Here is a 20556-nt window from a genome sequence, read left to right on the forward strand (position 1 = left end):
AACAATATGGCAAAAGTTAAGGTCTTAATTCAAGGCTACGCTAAAAAATACAAAAATGGCTGGAAGGCGTCTTCGACGTGCGTTTTAATTCAGGACAAGGGTTTAAATATTCTAGTTGATCCCGGTACTAATAAAAAATTACTACTAACCAATCTCAAAAAATCAGGATTAAGGCCAAAAGACATCGATCTGATTTTTTTGACCCATTATCACCCCGATCACTGGCTTGGCGCCTCTCTTTTTCCTGATATAAAAATTTTAGACGGAGACATTATTTATAATGGAGATTTAGAGACCGGTTTTAACAAAAAAATACCTCATACCGACATTGAAGTCATTGCTACTCCCGGACACGCGCACGAGCATGCTGTCCTTATGGCAAAAACAGCCGAGGGTAAAGTTGCTATCGCCGGAGATTTGTTTTGGTGGAAAGACGAAGAAAAACAATCAACTGATTATAAATCTTTATTAAACAAAAAAGATCCTTATACTAAGGATCGAGTAGCTTTAATAAAAAGCAGAAAAAATATCTTAAAATCAGCCGATTATATCATCCCCGGACACGGCCAGGTAGTGGAGGTTAAATAATGGATTTTTTAAAATAATTTAAATGAATTTATAAAAATGCGCACTTTTTCTCGGCCGAGAAAAAGTGCGCATTTTTATTTTTTATTAATATTAATTTTTTACCTTAAATCATCCACTATTGTATAAATGTCACCAGCTCCCATAATCAAAATAACGTCATCAGGCTGAGCAAACTCAAGAACCTTCTTGGTTGTCTCGTTTAAATCAACCGCATAATAAATATCCTTAGCTGGATATTTTTGTTTTATTGCCTTTACTAAATCCTGCGAACTAATATCGCTGTCTTGCTCCTCTTCTCGTCCGGCTACGTCATAAATTTCCGAAACAATAATAATATCTGCGCCATCAAAGCTATTAATAAAATCATTGAATAATTTTTTCGTGCGATTGTGATGATGAGGCTGAAAGACGACCATCAAACGCTGATTGGGAAAAAATTCTTTAGCGGCTAAAATCGTGCCCTTAACGGCGCTAGGCGTATGTGCATAATCACTAATAATGACCTTGTCCGAGTTAATCCGCTCGAATCGCCGCCAAATTCCAGTAAACTGCTCTCCCCTATTTTTTATTTCTTCCATCGGCACGCCAAGAGAATGAGCCACGCTAATGGCTGCTAAAAAATTATAAACATTAAAAATCCCGGGGATTTTTATTTTAAAATGGGCATTCAGATTAAATTTCTGACTAACCAGATCAAATTCTTGCCAACCTTGGCCAACTTTGATATTTTGAGCCATCAGGTCAGCTGGATTTTTTATGCCATACGTTAAAACCCGACTGCGCGGTTTTAATTTTTTTAAATTATCATCATCCACGTTTATCACCAATAAATCTTGTTTATCAAGTTTTTCAATATACGCCTGAAAAGTTTCTGTGATGTGGTTAATATCGCGATAATAATCGAGATGATCTTCTTCTAAATTAGTCAAAACTATCATCTTGGGCGATAAGTTAAGCATGTGTGCATTCCATTCACAAGCCTCGACGATAAAATATTTGGAAAGGCCTAAACGAAAATTACCATCCCATTCGGTTAATTTACTGCCGACGATTACGGTCGGATCAAGTTGGCCAGCCATTAAGCCTAATATAGCCGTGGTCGTGCTTTTACCATTAGTGCCGGAAACTGCCACGGTAAATTTATCTTTTGATAGTTCGCCCAAAAATTCCGGATAAGATAGTTGAGCGATGTTTAATTGGACTGCCCTGATTCTCTCCGGATTATCTTCCGGCACGGCTGCAGAATAAACTACCAGGTCAACATCGCTAGTCAAATTACTAGCTTGATGGCCGATAAAAATTTTCGCGCCCAGCTTCTCTAGTTCATCGGTTCCTAAAGATGATAAATTAGAGCCGTTCACCGTTTTACCGGCCTTCAACATCATACGGCAAATAGCTGACACGCCAATGCCACCTATGCCAATCAAGTGAATTTTCTTAATCTTATTTAAATCCATAGATCAAATTTAACATAAAATACTGCCTTCGTCAAACTGGGGGAAAAGTAAACCCGGGCGCGAAAGGCGCGCCCGGGCCAACGGAATCAAACCGTTTTCGGATTTCGGCTTGGTGTGTACACCGTGTTGTAGTGCAACTTACTGCTGGAGAGGCGCGTATGTGGACCCCTCTAGAGACGGTGATCGGGGTTAGCACAGCGCAGACGGCGCAGGCGACGTCTTTAAGGGGGTGCTGGAGCTCTCAGCGTTGCCGGATAGAGTTACCGGCTGTCGCCCAGGGCAATGCCAGAAGTCGTGCTTTAGGTTCATCTAGTAGAAATGTCTGCGGGGATTCCCCATGTATTGATGGTTGTCGGTGCCATACCGACGCAGCGGCTACCCGTCTCCTATGTGTAGCTGGCTGGAACTACACAGCCTTGAATGCGCTACTTTACAGCAACACCAAGGAGGTCTTTCTCATCATGGATCCTCCATTGCCACGAGAGTACGTGGCCTATTTACTATAATAAAAATAATTAAATTGTCAAAACTAAAACGAGCCCAAGGCTCGTTTTGTAGAATTGTCTATAATTTTATTTTATGGAAATAAATTTTTGAATATTTTTTTGGTCCAACCAAAATTTAAGTTCGGCGAATATGATTTGTGAGATAAGTGTTGCGTTTTTCTACCCCAGAGGATCAGACCCACGGCCGTGGAAAAACTCGGATTATAAATTTCTTCAACCTGCGAAGTAGTAAATCCCGCCGGCGTGCCTATGCTAACCGGCAACTTAAAGGTCTTCTTGGCCAACTCGACTAGACCTGCCAAATTTGCTCCAGCGCCGGTTAAAATCACCCCGGCCGGCAATTTACCGCTACGGCCGATGTTCTGCAGTTCTTTGTCGGCTAATTTAAAAATTTCTTCACAACGAGCTTCAATAATTTCGGCTACTTCTTTTTTTGAATAAGAACCCTGTTCTGGAGTATTTAAATCTTTCAAATCAATCGTCTCGCTTTTATTGACCAAGGGCGGATATGCTGTACCATGGCTAATTTTTATTGACTCGGCCAAATCAAGCGGAATACGCAAACCAATAGCCACGTCATTGGTAATATAGCGCGCGCCAATCGGCAAAACCTTGGCTAATAAAATATCTCCTTCTTCGAATACGGCCAGCGAAGTAGTAGTGCTGCCGATGTTTATCACCATCACGCCCAATTCTTTTTGCCGCTTATTTAAAACTGCTTCCGAACAAGCTAATGGCGTGAAAACCAATTCCTCTTCATTAACTCCAGCGCGATAAAGGCATTTTTTTAAATTTTTTATTTGCGCGCCCAGACCCAAAATAATTTGTGCATCAACTTCGATGCGTACACCAGTCATACCGACTGGATCTTTGATGTTGGGCTGATTATCGACTATAAATGAACGAGGCAAGATGTGTAAAATTTCATAATTTGGCGGCGTGGCCATACTTTGGGCAATATCCAAAACCCGACTAACATCGTCTTTTCTGATTTCTCCGTCAGCCCGCGAAACAGCCACCACCCCCCGACTCTCTTGGGAAATAATATGCGTACCGGAAATACCGATATAGGCTCGGCTAACCGGCAAGCCCGTTACTTTTTCTATTTTATCTAAGGCCTGAGAAATGCTCGAGATCGTGTCTTCTAGATCAACGATGACGCCTTTGTTGACGCCTTCTGATTTTGCTTCAGCTCCGCCTAAAATCCTGATTTCGTTTTCCGGCGTCACCTGAGCGACCGCGATTCTAATCGCTGATGAACCAATATCTAAACCTGTAATAATATTATCCGCCATAGATAAGTTACTTGATTAATAAATTTTTAAATTGCGGCCAAAAGATCAGCCAACCGATTATTATAGAAACAACCGCTGCGAGCAAAACCGCGCCGGCCATAATATCTTTAATTATTTTCGCCACATTGTCAATACGCGGCTTGAATAAATCTACGATTCTTTCTAAAACAGAATTGATTAATTCTAAAAGTAAAACCATAGCTACCAACAAAATTATTACCACCCTTTCATAGAGCCGAAGCGGAAAAATAAAAGCCAAAATCAAAACGATAATGGCGATAAAACTTTGAATACGAAAAGATAATTCATAACGAAAAGTATAAACCAGTCCCCTGTAAGCATCTTTGAAACTTCTTTTAAACTGACCAAAGCTCATAAATTTTTTATTAAACTAGCTAATTTTTTATTCATTTTTTTCTCCTGCGTGTCCGTCTTATGGTCATAGCCTATTAAATGCAAATAACCATGCGCTAATAAATTTTTTAATTCTTCGTCAATGGTCAAGTTCTGCTCTTTCGCCTGTTTCTTGGCGCGATCAAGGCAGATGATTATTTCATTGATTTTTTCGAAAGACAGCACATCGGTAACCTTATCAAGGCGGCGATATTTTTTATTTAATTTTTTAATAGTTGCCGGACTTACCAGCGCCACTGACAAATCGAGATCCTGGCCGGTCCGACTCATTAAACCATATAAAAAAATTCTTAAAAAAGAAATCTTTGCCCTGTTTTTGGTTTGGTTATTGATTTCGACGCTAGCCATATATAGATTAGGCTCTAGCCGAGGGAATTAAAACCGACTTGAGGTTTTCAAAGTCTTCTAAAATCAATCCGGCACCGCGGACCGAAGTGGTCAAGGGGTCATCGGCCAAATGAATTGGAATATTTATTTTCTTTTGAATCAACTTATCGATATTTCTCAAGAGCGAGCCGCCGCCAGAGACAACTACGCCGCGTTCATAAATATCGGCGACTAACTCGGGCGGAGTTTTTTCGATGGTATCAGAAATACTTTCAACTATTTGTTTTAAAATCGGCAAAATCGCCTCTCTAACCTGAGCATCAGTAATATTAATTTCTTTTGGCAAACCGCTGATTAAGTCCCTCCCACGAACCTTTATCTCTTGTGGTTTGTCATTCGGAGCAGCTGCACCAATGCGAGTTTTTATTTCTTCTGCGGTTTGATCTCCCAATAAGATGCCAAATTTTTCTCTTAAATATTGGATCAATTGTTTATTTAGAGTTTCTCCGCCAATTTTTAATGATTTCCAGGTCACTACGCCGGACAACGAAATAACTGCCACTTCAGATAAGCCGCCGCCCAATTCTACCATCAAATTACCGATTGATTCGTGAATCGGCAAGCGAGAACCGATCGCCGCAGCCATTGGTCGTTCAACTAAAAAAACCTGGCGTGCGCCGGCTTGTAAAATTACGTCTTCTAAAGATTTTTTTTCAACCTCAGTCACGTCAAGCGGAATTGTCGCTACGACTCTCGGACGCGGAGTGATAAAAAAATTACCGTGATGGATCTTTTCAAAAATCAAGCGCAACATTTTTTCCGCTACTTCAAAATCAGATACCACGCCATTAACAATCGGCTTTACTATCTGGATGTGCGGCGGCACCTTACCAATCATTCTTAGCGCCATTTGACCCAAAGCAATGATTTGATCGGTACGGGTGTTAATCGCCACGACTGATGGTTCATTTAAAACCAATCCCCTATCTTTGATATAAATACGGGTATTAGCGGTCCCCAAATCAACTCCAATATCTTTGGCGAATAAACCTAAAAGATTATTAAACATGCCAAAATTATTAAAAAATTAAAAATGAAATTCGTAAATTTTTTCCCTGCCTGCCGGCAGGCAGGCATAATTTTGAGCATCCCGCAGGGGCGGGATAGCTAAAAATTATTACCCCTTTATTTTATCAATAATTTTCTTAATGTCAATCAGCTCAAATTCTTTTTTAGCGCGCTCTTTGTATTCAATTTTATCTCCTGTTTTTTGGCTGACAATTAAACGCACCGGGATGCCAATCAAGTCGGCATCTTTAAATTTTATTCCTGGAGAATCTAAACGATCATCAAAAAGAACATCAAAGCCATTTTCAACCAGCTCTTGATAAACTTTTTCTGCTTTCTCGGCGATTTTTTTGTCATCTAAATCAAGCCCAATTAGATGAACATCAAATGGCGCAACTGACCTTGGCCAAATAATCCCCTTATCGTCATTCGAGACTTCGACAATAGTCGCCAAAAGTCGCCCCAAGCCAATACCATAACAACCCATAACCAAGGCCTCTTCTTTGCCATCTTTATTCATGAAATTGGCTTTCATCTTTTCGCTGTATTTTTTGCCCAACTTAAAAGCATGGCTAGCTTCAATACTATTTTTAATTTCTATTTGGCCGCCACATTTTGGACACTTACTGACGTCTTTTGCCACTTCAAGATTAGCTCCCCAGTCTCCTTTGGTGCAAATAGCGATTTTATCTTCGCCCGAATTCGCCAAAACCATAAACTCATAAGAAAAATTTCCACCAATTGAGCCAGACGAAGCCTCAACGGCCACGGCCTTTAATCCGCAGCGCTCATAAATTCTATAATAAGCAGCTACAACTTTATTAAAATAATCATCTAGGTCTTCCATATTGGCATGAAAACTATATAAATCTTTCATGACAAATTCGATGACGCGCAATAAACCGCCAGTTGGCCGCATTTCATTTCTAAATTTATTTTGAATTTGATAAACAGCTAGGGGTAAATCTTTGTAAGAATTAATAAATTGCCTTGCTAAATCAGTAATAACCTCTTCGTGAGTAGGACCAAGGCATAGCCATTTATCGTGGCGATTTTTTATTTTAAATAATGGCGGGTCAATAGTATCCCAACGGCCGGTCTCTTGCCACAAGTCTTTTGGCTGAAGTGCTGGCATAACTAATTCTTGCCCACCGATGGCATTTATTTCTTCGCGAATAATATTAGCAATTTTATCATGAACTCTTAAACCAAGCGGTAATAATGTCCAGACGCCGCTGGTTAATTGATTGATAAATCCGGCGCGAACCAATAATTTGTGACTGATGGTTTGCGCGTCTTTTGGGGCTTCGCGTAGTGTTTTCGAAAATAATTTACTTTGTCGCATATCAGGTAGTAGAGGTTTGACAAATTAACTGAATAAATTAGTTAATTTAAGTCTAAACTTTAAATTACATATTAATAATCAAACAAGTGGTGCCAAGTAGTTTCGACTTAGGTGGTCGAAAAATAGTCAAACTTTCCCTGCCTACCGGCAGGCAGGACTACCTGACATGTCAAAATTATAAAAAATTTAAATTTGCCGCACAGCGATGAAAAAAATTTTATGACAAACAAGATTAAAGATTCTAAATTGTTACGCACCTGTCCGCCTGCTACACGACTACCGGGCGCACCGAAACCCAATGCTAAAGTACGAATCACCCGCACCCCAACTCACGCGCAAGCTGAACACCCCGGCGTCAGCCGCATTAGGCCAAGGCCCGCCACGGATGCCCACGCGCGCGGTGGTAGCAGCCGAGTTAGAATTGTCGTAAATCTTGCCCACTCCGTTAGCCGAATTCCAGGCATCATCAGAAGGACGAAAGACGGCCTTGCCGTCAGTGTAGCCGGTGGTAAAAGTGTTGGCGCCATTGTTGTTCAGGGCAGTAAATTCATAGTAGTTCCAACCTGAAACATCGTCATCGTCTGGCTGGTCCAATTCCTGATGGGTGGCGTCAGCGCCAGAAGGCGTAAAAGACACGTGTTCCCAGACATTACCGGAGATATCCCAAATAGTTGAACCATTAGACAGGGTCAGCATGGCTTTGGAGTTTCTGCCTAAACCTTTCTCCGGATCAGCGCCATTGTAGCTGGCTGAATCGGAAATACCGACATTGCCTCGTTTTAAACCGCCGCCTGAAGCCACGGTGGAACCGATCTGGCTATTGGCCCAGTTTGAACTAACCTGTTCCGCGTCGCGGGCAATGGCCATCCATTCGTCATTGGTAATTAAGTGATAGCCGGTCGGGCAAGCCGAAAGAGCGTCAGTATGAGTAATACCGGCAATGGGTGACCCTTCTGGAGAAGAAACCACTTTATTACCATCTTTATCGGTTTTATTCCAATCATAAGTATCGTAAAGTACATCTACTCTGTGGTCTGCATCTGCGTCATTGCCTATGCCGTCTCCATCAGAATCATATTTAGCCTCATACTGAAAAACATAGAAACCGGTTTTGCCATTGAGGACTGACCCAGCGCGATCAAAATAGTAAGCGTTGTTATTGTTTCTAGAGACTAAAATATCTCCTCTGGTTAATTGGTTGGCATTGTTACCGCCATAGACCTCGTAAGAAGTAGTTTCCTGGCCACCGTCATTAATAGCCGGGGCATAGTTGCTTGATTCAATATATGTCGAGATATGGTATTGGGAGCCTGAATTAGCCGTACGATACCAATAGCAGTGATCAGGGTAAACTGTATCTTGGAAGAGTGGGTCTTTGGGGATTTGGGCCATATATGAACTCATCAAAGTGGCAAAGTCAGTTGATTGCTCAAGGCAAAAACCATAGCTTGAATCGCTACTACTGGGACCAATGGCACCATTAGGATAGGAACCGCTGTCAGCCAGGTAAAGTTCCAGAGTAGTAGAAAGAGATTTTAGGGCTTGGGCCCGTTTGGCGTCTCTGGCTTTGGCCAAAGCCGGCGTAATACTGAAAACGGCAAAAGCAGTCAAGAGACCAATGATGGCAACCACAATCAAAAGTTCGACGAGAGTAAAAGACCGTCGATGAGATGATTTTTGAAAATAAAAAAACTTCATGAAATGATTCATAACTTATGACAACACGCTTGAGCGTAATCTTGCAACATGCCAAAATTATTAAAAATTTAGAACGAAATTAGTAGGTTTTCTGCCTGCCGGCAGGCATAATTTTGCCCGTCCGCCGAAAGCGCGGCGGCGAAGGAGAAAGCATCCCGTGAGTCCGATCATGGTCGGACTTTTACGGGATAACCTTAATTATGGTCAAAATTTTAAACCTAATAAAATAAATTATCTAAAATTAACTTAAACTAATGCACAATTAGTTTCATGATGTCATTGTAGGTTACATAAATGATTAAAATTAAAAGAAGAGTAAAGCCAATCCCATTAATAGCATTTTCTATACTCGGCTTAACCGGTTTGCGAAATATGCCTTCAATAACAAAGAACACTCCTCGCCCACCGTCAAGCGCCGGAAAAGGAATAAGTTGAGTAACGGCAATAAGTAAAGAAACCACGGCTACGAATTGCATTAAATAAACAATGCCCATTTTAGCCGCATCGGCAGTCATGGCAGCAAGGCCGACTACGCCGGCCGCTTCGGCGATCATTTTGTGGTGAAAAATTAATTCCTTAAAAAATAGATAAAATCCCTGAACAATCGAACCGAGCAAAAGAAAGGTTTTACTAATGCCGCTCCAAACAGCCAAGTGAATTGGATAATAAACTCGACCAACCTTACTAATGGCCACGCCGATTACTCCGCCAGTGCTGGTCTCATCAGGAAAAACCTGATTAGCTGGTTTTGGCTGAACCGATAATTCAATTTGTTGATTATTACGTTCAACGATTATTTTTATAGTTTTGCCAACTTTGTCCTTGAAATAATTCTGAATATCAACGACCTCTTTAGGCGCTTGGCTATCAATGTTGATTATTTTATCATTTACCTTGAGTCCTGATATAGAAGCCGGTGAATTCGGGCTAATTGCTATTAACTGAATTCTAATATCTTTAATGACTAAACGGCTATTTAAAATTTCCGGAGTAATTTCTTGATAAGAACCAAGACCGGATGTAATGGCCAATAGGATCGCGGCTAAAATTATATTCATTCCAGCGCCGCTTAAGGTAATGAGTAAGCGCTGCCACCATGGTTTAAACGAAAAACTATCTGACTCCTTTTTGCCGCCCGCCTCTTCCCCTTTTAATCGGTTAAATCCACCAAAAGGAATCCAGTTAAAAGAATAAATTGTCCCGTGTTCTTCTTTGGGTTCTCGACGTCCAAAGAAGAATTTATTTTTATTGCCGACTTTAGTAAGGCCAAAAAGTCTGGGTGGATAACCAAAGCCAAATTCTTCAACTCGTACTTTGAATAATCTGCCAACGATAAAATGACCTAATTCGTGGATAAAGACAATTAAACTCAGAGAGATAATTATAGCTAAAGCTATGAGCATGTAAAATTAATAAAAAACTAAAATACTAAATTTAATAAAATTTAATTTCCCGAACAATTTGTACAATTGCTGCATTGAGCCTGGGTCCAATATATTCTACAATGTTCACAAACCTCACAAGACTGAAGGGCTCGATTATAAATCCTGACATTGTCCATCCAACCGCTATATCCGGCTAATCCACTAGCATGAGTACCTAATAAAATTGCATCGCTATTTGTTTGAATAAGTTGAGTCGAGGTTAATGTGTTATTCAACATTCCATTAAGATAAAGGCAACCATTATTAGCCCCTCCATCAACATCGTAAGTCCCAGCAACATGATACCACACATCATCTGATAATCCTGCCGTAGATTGAACTTAACCGATATTTGGAACTCCATTCTGAAAACCCAACGTAACTTTACCGATACTATTGTCAACAGCTATATAATACTGCCACCTTTTAGCAATAACACGAGAATATGATCCCTGTGCTCCGGTTTTTTTAATCCAGGCTTCAAGAGTAATTGCACGGGTAACATTGAATATCGCATTATGAGGAATAGAAATATAATCATCCGTTCCGTCAAACAATCCGCATTTACCTGCCGTGCAATCAGTTTCTCCGCCCACCGGCCCCGTAATATTTGGGCATGACTTGCCATTATTACTATAAGAAGAAGAATCAAGAACGTTATAAGTAGAACAGTTGTTAGTCCAACTGTCTTCGTCCATCTTCCACCAACCAAGTAACGACGTATCCTGATATGTCTGCCAACTGGTCATGGCGTTATTAAGGCTCGCATCGGTCAAAGACACTTGGCTTATTTGCTGCCCAGCAGATCTATAAATTTCATAATAATTAGAAGCAGTGCCGCTGTCATTTGAAGCAGAAGTGGTGTCTCGTTCTAAATAAGCAGCTATTTTGTAGTTAGTGCCGGTTGAATCAGTGATATAGTAATAACAATAACGAGAAGAATTAGGATCAATAGGCAAAGAATTAAGGTAGGTAGAGTTAATTAGGGCAGTGCTTAAAGGATTGTAGGGATCTGAAGTGCATCCTCCAGAGGGCCAAATGGGGTAAATTCCATTGGCAGTAAGATAGACGTCAAGTGTTTTAGAGAATTGGACTAAATCGCCTATTCTACGTATATCCCTGGCTTTGGCAGAAGCCGTAGAAACCGAGATTAAGGCGACGGCGACAAAAATACCAATAATGGCGACGACGACCAGGAGTTCGATGAGCGTAAAGGAGTAATAAAAATTATTATCTTTATTCTGCTCTGCTTTTAGCTTATCGTAGGACAACATGAAATTAAAATTAAAAGTCGTAAATATATTTTCTTTGAGTTTCTAGATCTTAAGTTAAGCATAATTAAATGGTTGTGATTTCTTTTTCTTTTTTAACGCCAATCTGATCAATTTCTTCCATAATTTTAGACGATGATTTATCCAGATCTTCGAAAAATTCAAACTTATCGTCTTCGGTAATTTCTTTGTCCTTAGCGGCTTTATTTATTTTCGACCTGAATTCATCGCGCTCTGACCGAATTTCATTACGCCAATGTTCAAGTTTCTGATTTAAAATTTTGACCAAATTTTTTCTTGTTTCTTCGTTTAATGGAGGTAAATTAACATGAATTAAAGATTCCCTGACCGACGGCAAAGTGCCTAAATTAGCTTGTGTTAAAGCTATTTCTATTTCTTTAACGAGATTTCTGTCCCATGGTTGAATAATAATCAACCTCGGTTCCGGTATAGTAATACTCGCCAGTTGATCAATCGGCGTTCTAACCCCATAAGCTTCAACCAAAATATGACTGATTAAATCAGCAGTAGCTCTACCGGTTCTTATGGTTTGAACGTCTTTTTTCAGAGCTTCTAAGGTCTTTTGTACGTTCTCTTGAAAATTTTTTAAATCAATGGCCATAAAAAAATAATAATTATCCCGACGCTTCATTTAATAAATATAAAAGAAGTCGGGACCCCCGACTTTACGTCGGGGGAATTATCAACCCGAAGCCCGTCTAACGGACAGGCAGGCTGACCCGCCTATGGCGGAAAATATTAAATAATCTTTTTCTTGCGCAAAAAAGCTGGGATTTCCAATTCGTCAGCCGGTTCCGGAATCAAGTGCCCATCTTTAAATGTTTCTTTGGACTCAAATTCTATCTCTTTTTTTGTTGTCGGCTGATTAACAGAAATACTGGTTTCGTCTCGCTCTATTTCTAATTGAGGCCTAATACTAGCCCTGGTTTCTAGCTTTGGTATCGATCCACTATTAAATCCAGTGGCAATAACAATTATTTTTAATTTATTGCCCATAGCCTTATTAGCTGAAACCCCGAAAACAACCCGACAGTCAGAGTCAACCGATCCGATGATATATTTAGCTGCCTCGTTAATTTCATAAATGCTGACATTCTCAGCGCCACTCACAATAAAAATAATACCCTTGGCGGCCTTAAAGGATAGGCTGAAAAACGGGCTTTCAATAGCCGATCGTACCGCCCTAATAGCCCGCCCCTCACCCTCGGCCTCTCCAATGCCCAGTAGCGTTCGGCCAGCTTTTGATAAAATTGTTTTTAGATCGGCCAAGTCAAGATTAATCAATCCGGAAAAATTTATAATCTCAGTAATGCTGCGAATTGTGTCTTCTAAAATAGCGTCAACGGCGCGAAAGGCGTCGGTTAAAGAAGTTTTTCGGTCAATTAAAGATAAAATATTTTCGTTCGACAAAGAGATTAAAGAATCAACGCGTTGGGCCAAAGAATTATAACTTTGTTCGGCGATATTAATTCGGCGTGAACCCTCAAAAGTAAACGGTTTAGTTACTAAAGCAATGGTTAAAATATTTAAATCTTTTATCAAGTCAGCGATAGCTGGCAAAGCGCCACTGCCCGTACCGCCACCCAAACCGGCAATGAAAAAAATTATCTCTGCATCTTTTAATGTCTCTTTAATTTTTTTACCACTCTCTTCAATTGCCTGAGCGCCAATTCTTGGGTCCATTCCCGTGCCAAAGCCTTTAGTTATTTTTCTACCAATGCGAATTTTTTTATGCGCTAAACTTTTAGCTAAAGATTGGCTGTCGGTATTAATGGCGATGAATTCTATTTTTGGAATCTTTGCTTTTACTAAACGATCAATAACCGCACAACCAGCACCGCCCACACCAACAATTTTAATTTTTGTCGTTGATTTCTTGCCTGAAACTTTCTTTTTTTTCTTGGCTTTAGAGGGCATGGGCTTTGATTAAACTATTTTATTAATTACTTATTGTAGCAAATTTGCTTTAAATGATCAATTATTTTCTCCGCTGCCCTTGGGTCGGCCATTTTCTTCATCCGCTCGCCCAAGCGCGTTCGTTCTTCTTGGTCAGTTAATAAATTTTTTATTGTTTTGAAAAAATTATTATAAGAAATATTTTTTTGACTCATTAATACCACCGCTCCTTGATCAGCATAAATCTTAGCATTGATTTCTTGGTGTGAATCAGGCATAGGGATTAAAATTGTCGGCTTGCCTAAAATAGACAATTCTGTCAAAGCGCCTAAACCGGCCCGAGAAATGATCAAATCGGCAACTGCCAATGCCTTAGGCCAGCCGTCGGTCAAAAATTCAAAACGGTGGTAATTTTTATTGTCTTGCCCGATGTTTTCATTTATTTTGTTTTTACCGGTTAAGTGAACAATCTGGCAAACCAAGGTTAAATCATCCAAATTATCCCAAATAAGTTCGTTTATTTTTTCCGCTCCCAATCCTCCGCCATAAACCAACAAAACCGGCAAATCTTTATTTAAATTAAATTTTACTCTCGCTTTTTCGGCATTCCCGGATAAAACAAATTGCCGCACCGGATTGCCGGTTAAATAACTTTTTTTGGCTGGGAAACCAGCTAAAGATGACTTGAAATTAACAGTAATACGCTTAGCGAAGGGAATCATAATTTTATTTGCCAACCCCGGTAAAACATCCTGCTGATGGATTAAACTTGGCACACCACAAACATAACCGGCAATAGTCATGGGCACGGCCACAAATCCGCCGGCCGAAAAAATGACATCTGGTTTAAATTTTTTAATGATGCCGATTGATTGGAAAAAACCTATTTTTAAATAAAATAAATCTATAAAATTTTTCCAGCTAAAATAACGGCGTAATTTTCCACAAAAAATTCCTTGATATTTAAGTCCGGCATGTTCGGCCATTATTTTTTCTGGATGGCCATTTTTAGTCCCAATAAATAAAAAATCATGAGCATTCGGCTCATCTTGCTGTAATTTTTCAACTATGGCTAAAAGTGGCGAAACCGGGCCTGAACTCCCACCGCCAGCTAAGATTATTCTCATAATTAATATAGTAATATTATAGTTTTTTTCTAAAATTAGTAAAGAACCCCACCCTAAAAGCAAAACCCTTACTTAAAGGGTTTTTGCTTCAACTCTAACTTATTAAAAAAAGTTGCCAAAGTTAATTTACGATTTTAATTGACTTTTAAAATCGGAATTAATACAATATATTCATATTATATGGACATTCAAAAGATAGATATCGCCCACCCAAATTATCCCCGGCTTTTGAAAGAAATTTATGATCCACCCAAACAACTATACGTTTGGGGCGAATTACAGGCCGAAGAAAACTATCCACTCGCCGTAGTCGGCACGCGCAAAGTGACTTCTTACGGACGGCAAGCGACCATTGAACTAACACGCAATTTAACCAAGGCTGGCCTAACAATCATTAGCGGTTTAGCGCTGGGCGTTGATGGCTTGGCTCATCAAGCGTGTCTTGATGTCGGCGGCCGCACTATTGCCGTCTTGGGTTCAGGACTAAAAAAAATCTATCCGGCCGAACACAAAAAATTGGCCGAAAAAATTGTGGCTAGCGGCGGCGCAGTTATCAGCGAATACGAACCAGATCAAGGTCCGGCTAAATGGACTTTTCCGGTGCGTAATCGTATTGTTGCTGGCATGTCGCTAGGCGTTTTGGTTGTCGAAGCGCCAGAGGGTTCTGGATCGCTTATCACCGCTTCGTGCGCGCTTGATTTAGGACGGGAAATTTTTGCCGTACCAGGTAATATTTACAGCCAAAATTCTTTCGGCACTAACCAACTAATAAAATCGGGTGCTAAGGTAATTACCCGGGCCAGCGATATCCTCGACGCGCTTAATTTAGAGCTTAATCCGGAGGTAAAAAGAGAAATTATTCCGGCCAATGAGGAAGAAAAAATAATCTTAGAAATTATAAGTCTTGAGCCGATACATATTGACGAAATTATAAAAATTAGTAAATTAGAAGCACCGGTTATCAGCGCCACTTTAACTGTTATGGAAATGATGGGTAAAATAAAAAACCTCGGCGGAGGTAAATATAGTATAAAATAAATTTAATATAAATTTTAGCATGCATTTAATCATCGTCGAATCACCAACTAAGGCCAAAACCATCTCCCGCTTTGTCGGTGATGATTTTATCGTAGAGTCATCGCAAGGCCATGTCCGTGATTTGCCGCGCGGTAAAATGGGTATTGATATTGAGTACGACTTCCAGCCCCAATACGTCATTCCTACCAAAAAAAGAAAGCTTGTCAACCAACTAAAGAAAAAAGCTGCCACGGCCGACTTAATCTATTATGCCTCCGATGAGGACCGCGAAGGCGAAGCTATTGCTTGGCATTTACAATATCTTTTAGGCGATGAAAAAAATCCGGAGCGAAATAAACGCATTGCCTTCCATGAAATCACCGAAGAAGCAGTTTCTGAGGCGCTCAAAAATCCTCGTGCCATTGATTTAAATTTAGTTAATGCCCAACAAACGCGCCGCACCCTAGATCGTTTGGTCGGTTATGAACTATCACCTTTACTTTGGCAAAAAATCGCCAAGGGCCTATCAGCCGGCCGAGTGCAATCCCCTGCTCTGCGCCTAATCGTCGAACGCGAAGAAGAAATAAATAAATTTAAACCTGAAGAATACTGGACATTGTCCGCTGAATTAAAAAAATCCAACGATAAATTTGAAGCAAAGCTAATTAGAATTAATGATAAAGCGCTAGATAAATTAGCCATTAAATCAAAAACAGGAGCCGATGATATTTTAAAAAATTTAGAAAATGCCGATTATGTTGTCACGAGCGTTGAACAAAAAGAAAGCAAAAAATCTTCTTCTGCGCCCTTAACTACCAGCTCTTTACAACAAGAATCATATAAAAAACTAGGATTCTCTTCCAAAAAAACCATGATGGTCGCCCAACAATTATACGAAGGTCTTGAGCTGGGCGCCAAAGAGGCAGTCGGTTTGATTACTTATATGCGCACCGACTCGCTCAACTTGTCAGAAAAATTCCTGAAAGAAGCTGAAGAATTCATCACGCAAAATTACACGAAAAATTATTTAGATATTAAGCGGTTTAAGACCAAGTCAAAAGTCGCCCAAGAAGCCCATGAAGCCATCAGACCAACTTCTTGTTATCGTGAACCGGAAAAAATCAAAGAATATCTGACGCCCGACCAATTTAAATTATATGATTTAATTTGGCGCCGGACATTGGCTTCGCAAATGTCAACCACTATATTTATCAATACTGCTGCTGACATTAAAGCTAAAGAATATATTTTCCGCGCTAACGGCCTAAGGATAAAGTTCGATGGTTGGATGAAAATATTTCCAGAGAAACAAAATGAGACGCTCTTACCTGATTTAAAAATTAATGATAAAATTAATCTAATAAAATTAATTCCCGCCCAACATTTTACCGAACCTCCGGCGCGCTTCAATGACGCCAGTTTGGTTAAAGCGCTCGAAGCCCTGGGCATCGGCCGACCGTCAACCTATGCGCCGATTATTGCTACGCTTCAGGCCAGAAATTATATTTATCGCGAACAACGAGCGCTGAAGCCGACAGAAATCGGTCTGATGGTCAATAAGTTATTAGTCGAACATTTTAGCGACATTGTTGACTATCAATTTACCGCTCGCCTGGAAGATGATTTGGATGAAATCGCTAACGGCCAAATGGAATGGCTGCCCATGATTAAAGAATTTTATGATAAATTTAAAAAAAATCTTATGGTTAAAGAGAAAGAAATTACCAAAACATTTAACGATGAAAAAACCGATGAAGTCTGCCCAAAATGCGGAAAACCGTTAGTGATTAAAATGAGCCGCTATGGCAAATTTTTGGCCTGCACCGGATTCCCGGAATGCCGCCATACCAAGTCTATTAGCAATCATATCGATAGTTCCGGACCATTAGGAAAATGCCCGAAGTGTAAAGAAGGACAGATCTTGCCCCGACGAACCAAAAAGGGACGGGTGTTTTACGGTTGCAATCGCTGGCCCGACTGTGACTACGCAACCTGGACAAGACCTAACGGAACAGAAGATGATTAATAAATATTACAATATAAGGAATCTACGGCAGGCAAGCAGGCCTGACTGTTCCGCCTTCGCCAGTTGGCGAATGGCGGATACGCTACCTGGACGCGGCCAAATAATAATGAAAAATAAATAGCTAAAATAAAAAACGGGCCATCATGACCCGTTTTTTATTATCTAAAATTACATTTTTATTTTTGATTGCTTTTTAAAAGGCAAAATCTGTGAAACCTTGTCCCAAATTTTATCGTTAACTTCTTCTATGCTTAATAGCTTATCATCTTTGACGCACTCTATTACTTCCCACTTAAACAATTTAGCCGCGTGAAGATACGACGTTTCAGCGCCTCTAAGGTGCGATTCACTGCCTTCATGGGCGTCTTTATTGCTCGATTTAATATATTCGCGCTGTTTTTTCTTTTCGATCAACTGCATTGCAATGGGCGTAGGAATATGTAAAAACAACATTAAATCCGGTTGAGGCAAGCCCATTTCTTCAAATTCCATTTTATAAACCCAATTAAAAAGTCTTTCCCGCTCTTCCGGATCATCTACCTTGGCGCCCTGGTGGCCAATATTTGAAGTCGTATAGCGATCGCCAATAACTACTCGGCCATAATTCAGCCAATCTTCGATTCTCTCTTTATTTAATAAACGATCAATGGCGTAAAAAGAAGAAACAAAACGGGGGTCAACTTTAGTCGCATCTCCAAAAAATCCATTCAAATATAAATCAACTAATTTAGCCGATAGCTCTCCGTGTCTGGGAAAAGCAATGGTTTCTATGTCATGGCCTGATTTTTTTATACGTTGCGCCAAAAGAGCGGTCTGCGTCCCCTTACCCGAACCATCCGTGCCTTCAATGACGATAAATTTTCCGCGCATAATTAAATGACAATGTTGATTAATTTTCCAGCCACAAAAATAATTTTTTTAATTGGCTCACATAATTAATACTTTCAAAAGCCCATTGGCCCTAAGGAAAAATTTAGTCCCTCACCCAGAAATTTTGATTGATTTTTCAGACAGACCATTAATAACCATAATTTCTAGGCGAATCTGTCTGCTATTCTAACTAATTTAAAAAGCAATAAAATCAATCCATGGTCTGGCTAAAATTTCTGGGTGAGGGATTACTTTGATCCCTTAAGGATGCGGGCTTTTTGATTTCCCTGTTCGGTCAAACCTCTAGCTGCCATTATTTTTGATCTACTAAGGAGAGGAACGAAATCCGTAGTCTTCTGACGCTGGCTCATGCCCGTAGGCATTTTGCTCTGGCCAGAAAAAAGAGTACCGGGCGCATCGCAACCCAATGTTGTTGTTCGAATTCGACGTGTTATAGTTCAAGTTCAAGTTGAACGCTCCGGCATTGGACCCATTGTTCCAGTTACCGCCACGAATGAACACGTGAGCGCTTTGACTTTGTCCCTTTGATTAACAGCTGCTCTTCAGCCAACCGCCGAGCATTTTGCCGATTTCATTAATTTTCTCCGCGGTCAGGCTATATTGTTTGAGACTGACAAATTTCAAGTCCTTGCTTAAACGAATTAAAATTCTTAATTTATCCAAGTCAATACTAGCTTGCTTAAGATAAGCCGTCTTGTTTCTTTCCGCGTTGGCCTGGATAATGGTTTTCAAAACTTCCAAAATCGTATTCTCTATCTGCTGACCCAGCACAAATCGCTGCGATTTGGGGAATTTGTTAATTACCGGATGCAACCAGAGAATTAAATCGTAAATTTTTTGAAAAATAGGCAAACTTTGAAGCATTATTTTAGTATTTCTTAAAAAATAAAATCTGTGGATAACTTTATTGATTAGGTTTCGCCCTGTGTTATACTAAACTATAGATAAACAAGTCCTTTGCTAGCGAAAGTCGGCTTCACGCCGTGCTTCCGAGTAATCGGAACTAGCTACAAAGGGCTTATTTTATTTAGATCAAATTTATTTTTCTGATTATAAAAATTTTTTGGGTATTTATTAAAGTCATAAATGTCCACTAAATAAGATATCTTCTCCATCATGAAGTTTAAAAACCTTGTTTCCTTTTTTATAAATGCCCGCTGAACCGCCCAATTCATATAATCTATAACCTGTAGACAAGGTTCACCAATGGGTGTTTGCACTTTAATATCATAATCAGTATTAATTTTTTTATCCCACTTTTTCTCAAATTTTAACCTTGCTTTTATAACTGCATTCTCTATAGGCTCTTGTCTCTTCCTGTCCCCTCGCTGCGCGAAATAAATTTTGCTATCTTGCTTGTGCAGTTTATTTTCAAATAATTTTATTATCATATCATCATAAAATTCTTGTATCTTGCGATGGTGGCGTTTAATAAAAATATCTTCTTTTTTACGAGCAACAATAAATTCAGCCTTAAAATTTAAATTGATCAATTGTTTAAAAACCTTTTCTCTTATCTCTGGACAATCATCTTTGGCGTGAAAATAAAGTAAAGACTTTTGTAATGAAGGAATCTCTTGAAAATATTTATCAGCGGCAATTTCGCTTCTTAATTTTTCTAAGGCCACCCTGATTGGTTTCGGATCGTCTGTGCGCATTAAACCAATTAATAAGATTGGCGAACAGCCAGGACGTCCCACGATCACCCTACCTACTTTATCGTAAAAAACTGGATCGCCTGATTCGTCGACAAAATAATGGGTCAACATAAATTATAATTTATAGAAATTTTTGAATTTTGAGGGGCTAAGACAAAGTCTCAATCCAACCCGCCCGCTGGCGGGCCAAATACCAAATATCTACGGGGACTACCGGGCGCAGCGAAAACCAACACTGCCGCCCGAATTCGACGCGCTCCAAGTCAAGTCCAAGTCGAAGACCCCGGCATTCGACGTATTGCTCCAGCTGCCGCCACGAATGAACACGTGAGCGGTGGTAGCAGCCGAGTTAGAATTGTCGTAAATCTTGCCCACTCCGTTAGCCGAGCTCCAAGTATCGTCAGAAGGACGAAAGACGGCCTTGCCGTCAGTGTAGCCGGTGGTAAAAGTGTTGGCGCCATTGTTGTTCAGGGCAGTAAATTCATAGTAGTTCCAACCTGAAACATCGTCATCGTCTGGCTGGTCCA

At 40.1% G+C, this 20556-nt stretch carries 20 protein-coding genes; 4 read left to right on the forward strand and 16 right to left on the reverse strand.

Going from position 1 to position 20556, the window contains the following annotated elements:
* Nucleotides 1-6: 6 nt before the first annotated feature.
* Entirely contained in the window at nucleotides 7-588 is a 582-nt protein-coding gene (locus PHV78_04025) for an MBL fold metallo-hydrolase (protein ID MDD5396391.1), read from the forward strand.
* A 98-nt stretch (nucleotides 589-686) separates the two neighbouring features.
* On the opposite strand, the gene murC is transcribed toward PHV78_04025, so the two are convergent.
* The 12 genes from murC to murG form a co-directional block, all read right to left on the reverse strand.
* Entirely contained in the window at nucleotides 687-2045 is a 1359-nt protein-coding gene (gene murC / locus PHV78_04030; protein ID MDD5396392.1) for a UDP-N-acetylmuramate--L-alanine ligase, read from the reverse strand.
* 577 nt (nucleotides 2046-2622) lie between these two features.
* Nucleotides 2623-3846 carry a cell division protein FtsA gene (gene ftsA, locus PHV78_04035; protein MDD5396393.1) on the reverse strand — a complete coding sequence of 408 codons (1224 nt, stop codon included), beginning with the start codon at nucleotides 3844-3846 and terminating at the stop codon, nucleotides 2623-2625.
* A gap of 7 nt (nucleotides 3847-3853) precedes the next feature.
* On the reverse strand, nucleotides 3854-4222 hold the full coding sequence (locus PHV78_04040; GenBank protein ID MDD5396394.1) for a diacylglycerol kinase family protein: 369 nt from the start codon (nucleotides 4220-4222) through the stop codon (nucleotides 3854-3856).
* A complete protein-coding gene (gene ybeY / locus PHV78_04045) occupies nucleotides 4219-4608 on the reverse strand; it encodes an rRNA maturation RNase YbeY (protein ID MDD5396395.1) in 390 nt (129 codons plus the stop codon). The genes PHV78_04040 and ybeY overlap by 4 nt, the downstream gene beginning before the upstream one ends.
* Before the next feature lie 7 nt (nucleotides 4609-4615).
* Nucleotides 4616-5656 (reverse strand): rod shape-determining protein, encoded by a 1041-nt coding sequence (locus PHV78_04050; protein ID MDD5396396.1) that lies wholly within the window; start codon nucleotides 5654-5656, stop codon nucleotides 4616-4618.
* Between the two features lie 108 nt (nucleotides 5657-5764).
* Nucleotides 5765-7000: a proline--tRNA ligase gene (proS, locus tag PHV78_04055; protein MDD5396397.1), complete on the reverse strand. Its 1236-nt coding sequence runs from the start codon at nucleotides 6998-7000 to the stop codon at nucleotides 5765-5767.
* A gap of 276 nt (nucleotides 7001-7276) precedes the next feature.
* The gene (locus tag PHV78_04060) at nucleotides 7277-8710 is read right to left on the reverse strand and encodes a type II secretion system protein (GenBank protein ID MDD5396398.1); all 1434 of its coding nucleotides are present in this window, start codon (nucleotides 8708-8710) and stop codon (nucleotides 7277-7279) included.
* A gap of 239 nt (nucleotides 8711-8949) precedes the next feature.
* Nucleotides 8950-10101 carry a site-2 protease family protein gene (locus tag PHV78_04065; GenBank protein ID MDD5396399.1) on the reverse strand — a complete coding sequence of 384 codons (1152 nt, stop codon included), beginning with the start codon at nucleotides 10099-10101 and terminating at the stop codon, nucleotides 8950-8952.
* A 362-nt stretch (nucleotides 10102-10463) separates the two neighbouring features.
* Nucleotides 10464-11396, reverse strand: coding sequence for a type II secretion system protein (locus PHV78_04070; GenBank protein ID MDD5396400.1), 933 nt, complete (start codon nucleotides 11394-11396; stop codon nucleotides 10464-10466).
* 64 nt (nucleotides 11397-11460) lie between these two features.
* Complete coding sequence (gene frr / locus PHV78_04075) at nucleotides 11461-12045, reverse strand: ribosome recycling factor (protein MDD5396401.1); 585 nt, start codon at nucleotides 12043-12045, stop codon at nucleotides 11461-11463.
* Nucleotides 12046-12152: 107 nt separating this feature from the next.
* Entirely contained in the window at nucleotides 12153-13331 is a 1179-nt protein-coding gene (ftsZ, locus tag PHV78_04080; GenBank protein MDD5396402.1) for a cell division protein FtsZ, read from the reverse strand.
* 26 nt (nucleotides 13332-13357) lie between these two features.
* Complete coding sequence (murG, locus tag PHV78_04085; protein MDD5396403.1) at nucleotides 13358-14437, reverse strand: undecaprenyldiphospho-muramoylpentapeptide beta-N-acetylglucosaminyltransferase; 1080 nt, start codon at nucleotides 14435-14437, stop codon at nucleotides 13358-13360.
* Between the two features lie 180 nt (nucleotides 14438-14617).
* Between murG and dprA the strand changes: the two genes are divergently transcribed.
* Entirely contained in the window at nucleotides 14618-15475 is an 858-nt protein-coding gene (gene dprA / locus PHV78_04090) for a DNA-processing protein DprA (protein MDD5396404.1), read from the forward strand.
* 19 nt (nucleotides 15476-15494) lie between these two features.
* Nucleotides 15495-17480: a type I DNA topoisomerase gene (topA, locus tag PHV78_04095; protein MDD5396405.1), complete on the forward strand. Its 1986-nt coding sequence runs from the start codon at nucleotides 15495-15497 to the stop codon at nucleotides 17478-17480.
* A 168-nt stretch (nucleotides 17481-17648) separates the two neighbouring features.
* Here the strand turns inward: topA and PHV78_04100 are convergent, their stop codons facing one another.
* Nucleotides 17649-18350, reverse strand: coding sequence for a thymidylate kinase (locus PHV78_04100; protein ID MDD5396406.1), 702 nt, complete (start codon nucleotides 18348-18350; stop codon nucleotides 17649-17651).
* A gap of 369 nt (nucleotides 18351-18719) precedes the next feature.
* Here PHV78_04100 and PHV78_04105 point away from each other — a divergent pair, with 369 nt between their 5' ends.
* Nucleotides 18720-18899: a hypothetical protein gene (locus PHV78_04105; protein MDD5396407.1), complete on the forward strand. Its 180-nt coding sequence runs from the start codon at nucleotides 18720-18722 to the stop codon at nucleotides 18897-18899.
* On the opposite strand, the gene avd is transcribed toward PHV78_04105, so the two are convergent.
* The 3 genes from avd to PHV78_04120 all read right to left on the reverse strand — a co-directional run.
* On the reverse strand, nucleotides 18900-19235 hold the full coding sequence (gene avd / locus PHV78_04110; protein MDD5396408.1) for a diversity-generating retroelement protein Avd: 336 nt from the start codon (nucleotides 19233-19235) through the stop codon (nucleotides 18900-18902).
* 143 nt (nucleotides 19236-19378) lie between these two features.
* Nucleotides 19379-20140 carry a DUF3800 domain-containing protein gene (locus PHV78_04115; GenBank protein MDD5396409.1) on the reverse strand — a complete coding sequence of 254 codons (762 nt, stop codon included), beginning with the start codon at nucleotides 20138-20140 and terminating at the stop codon, nucleotides 19379-19381.
* Nucleotides 20141-20239: 99 nt separating this feature from the next.
* A partial coding sequence (locus PHV78_04120) for a hypothetical protein (protein ID MDD5396410.1) occupies nucleotides 20240-20556 on the reverse strand: 317 nt, incomplete at its 5' end.

The sequence above is a fragment of the Patescibacteria group bacterium genome (assembly GCA_028715115.1).
In the GTDB taxonomy this organism is placed as follows: Bacteria; Patescibacteriota; Patescibacteriia; order UBA2591; family UBA4787; genus JAQUSN01.

Coding starts and splice junctions, on each gene's coding strand:
- PHV78_04025 (MDD5396391.1), top strand. CDS start 7: ATGGCAAAAGTTAAGGTCTTAATTCAAGGCTACGCTAAAAAATACAAA.
- murC (MDD5396392.1), bottom strand. CDS start 2,045: ATGGATTTAAATAAGATTAAGAAAATTCACTTGATTGGCATAGGTGGC.
- ftsA (MDD5396393.1), bottom strand. CDS start 3,846: ATGGCGGATAATATTATTACAGGTTTAGATATTGGTTCATCAGCGATT.
- PHV78_04040 (MDD5396394.1), bottom strand. CDS start 4,222: ATGAGCTTTGGTCAGTTTAAAAGAAGTTTCAAAGATGCTTACAGGGGA.
- ybeY (MDD5396395.1), bottom strand. CDS start 4,608: ATGGCTAGCGTCGAAATCAATAACCAAACCAAAAACAGGGCAAAGATT.
- PHV78_04050 (MDD5396396.1), bottom strand. CDS start 5,656: ATGTTTAATAATCTTTTAGGTTTATTCGCCAAAGATATTGGAGTTGAT.
- proS (MDD5396397.1), bottom strand. CDS start 7,000: ATGCGACAAAGTAAATTATTTTCGAAAACACTACGCGAAGCCCCAAAA.
- PHV78_04060 (MDD5396398.1), bottom strand. CDS start 8,710: ATGAATCATTTCATGAAGTTTTTTTATTTTCAAAAATCATCTCATCGA.
- PHV78_04065 (MDD5396399.1), bottom strand. CDS start 10,101: ATGCTCATAGCTTTAGCTATAATTATCTCTCTGAGTTTAATTGTCTTT.
- PHV78_04070 (MDD5396400.1), bottom strand. CDS start 11,396: ATGTTGTCCTACGATAAGCTAAAAGCAGAGCAGAATAAAGATAATAAT.
- frr (MDD5396401.1), bottom strand. CDS start 12,045: ATGAAGCGTCGGGATAATTATTATTTTTTTATGGCCATTGATTTAAAA.
- ftsZ (MDD5396402.1), bottom strand. CDS start 13,331: ATGCCCTCTAAAGCCAAGAAAAAAAAGAAAGTTTCAGGCAAGAAATCA.
- murG (MDD5396403.1), bottom strand. CDS start 14,437: ATGAGAATAATCTTAGCTGGCGGTGGGAGTTCAGGCCCGGTTTCGCCA.
- dprA (MDD5396404.1), top strand. CDS start 14,618: ATGGACATTCAAAAGATAGATATCGCCCACCCAAATTATCCCCGGCTT.
- topA (MDD5396405.1), top strand. CDS start 15,495: ATGCATTTAATCATCGTCGAATCACCAACTAAGGCCAAAACCATCTCC.
- PHV78_04100 (MDD5396406.1), bottom strand. CDS start 18,350: ATGCGCGGAAAATTTATCGTCATTGAAGGCACGGATGGTTCGGGTAAG.
- PHV78_04105 (MDD5396407.1), top strand. CDS start 18,720: ATGCCCGTAGGCATTTTGCTCTGGCCAGAAAAAAGAGTACCGGGCGCA.
- avd (MDD5396408.1), bottom strand. CDS start 19,235: ATGCTTCAAAGTTTGCCTATTTTTCAAAAAATTTACGATTTAATTCTC.
- PHV78_04115 (MDD5396409.1), bottom strand. CDS start 20,140: ATGTTGACCCATTATTTTGTCGACGAATCAGGCGATCCAGTTTTTTAC.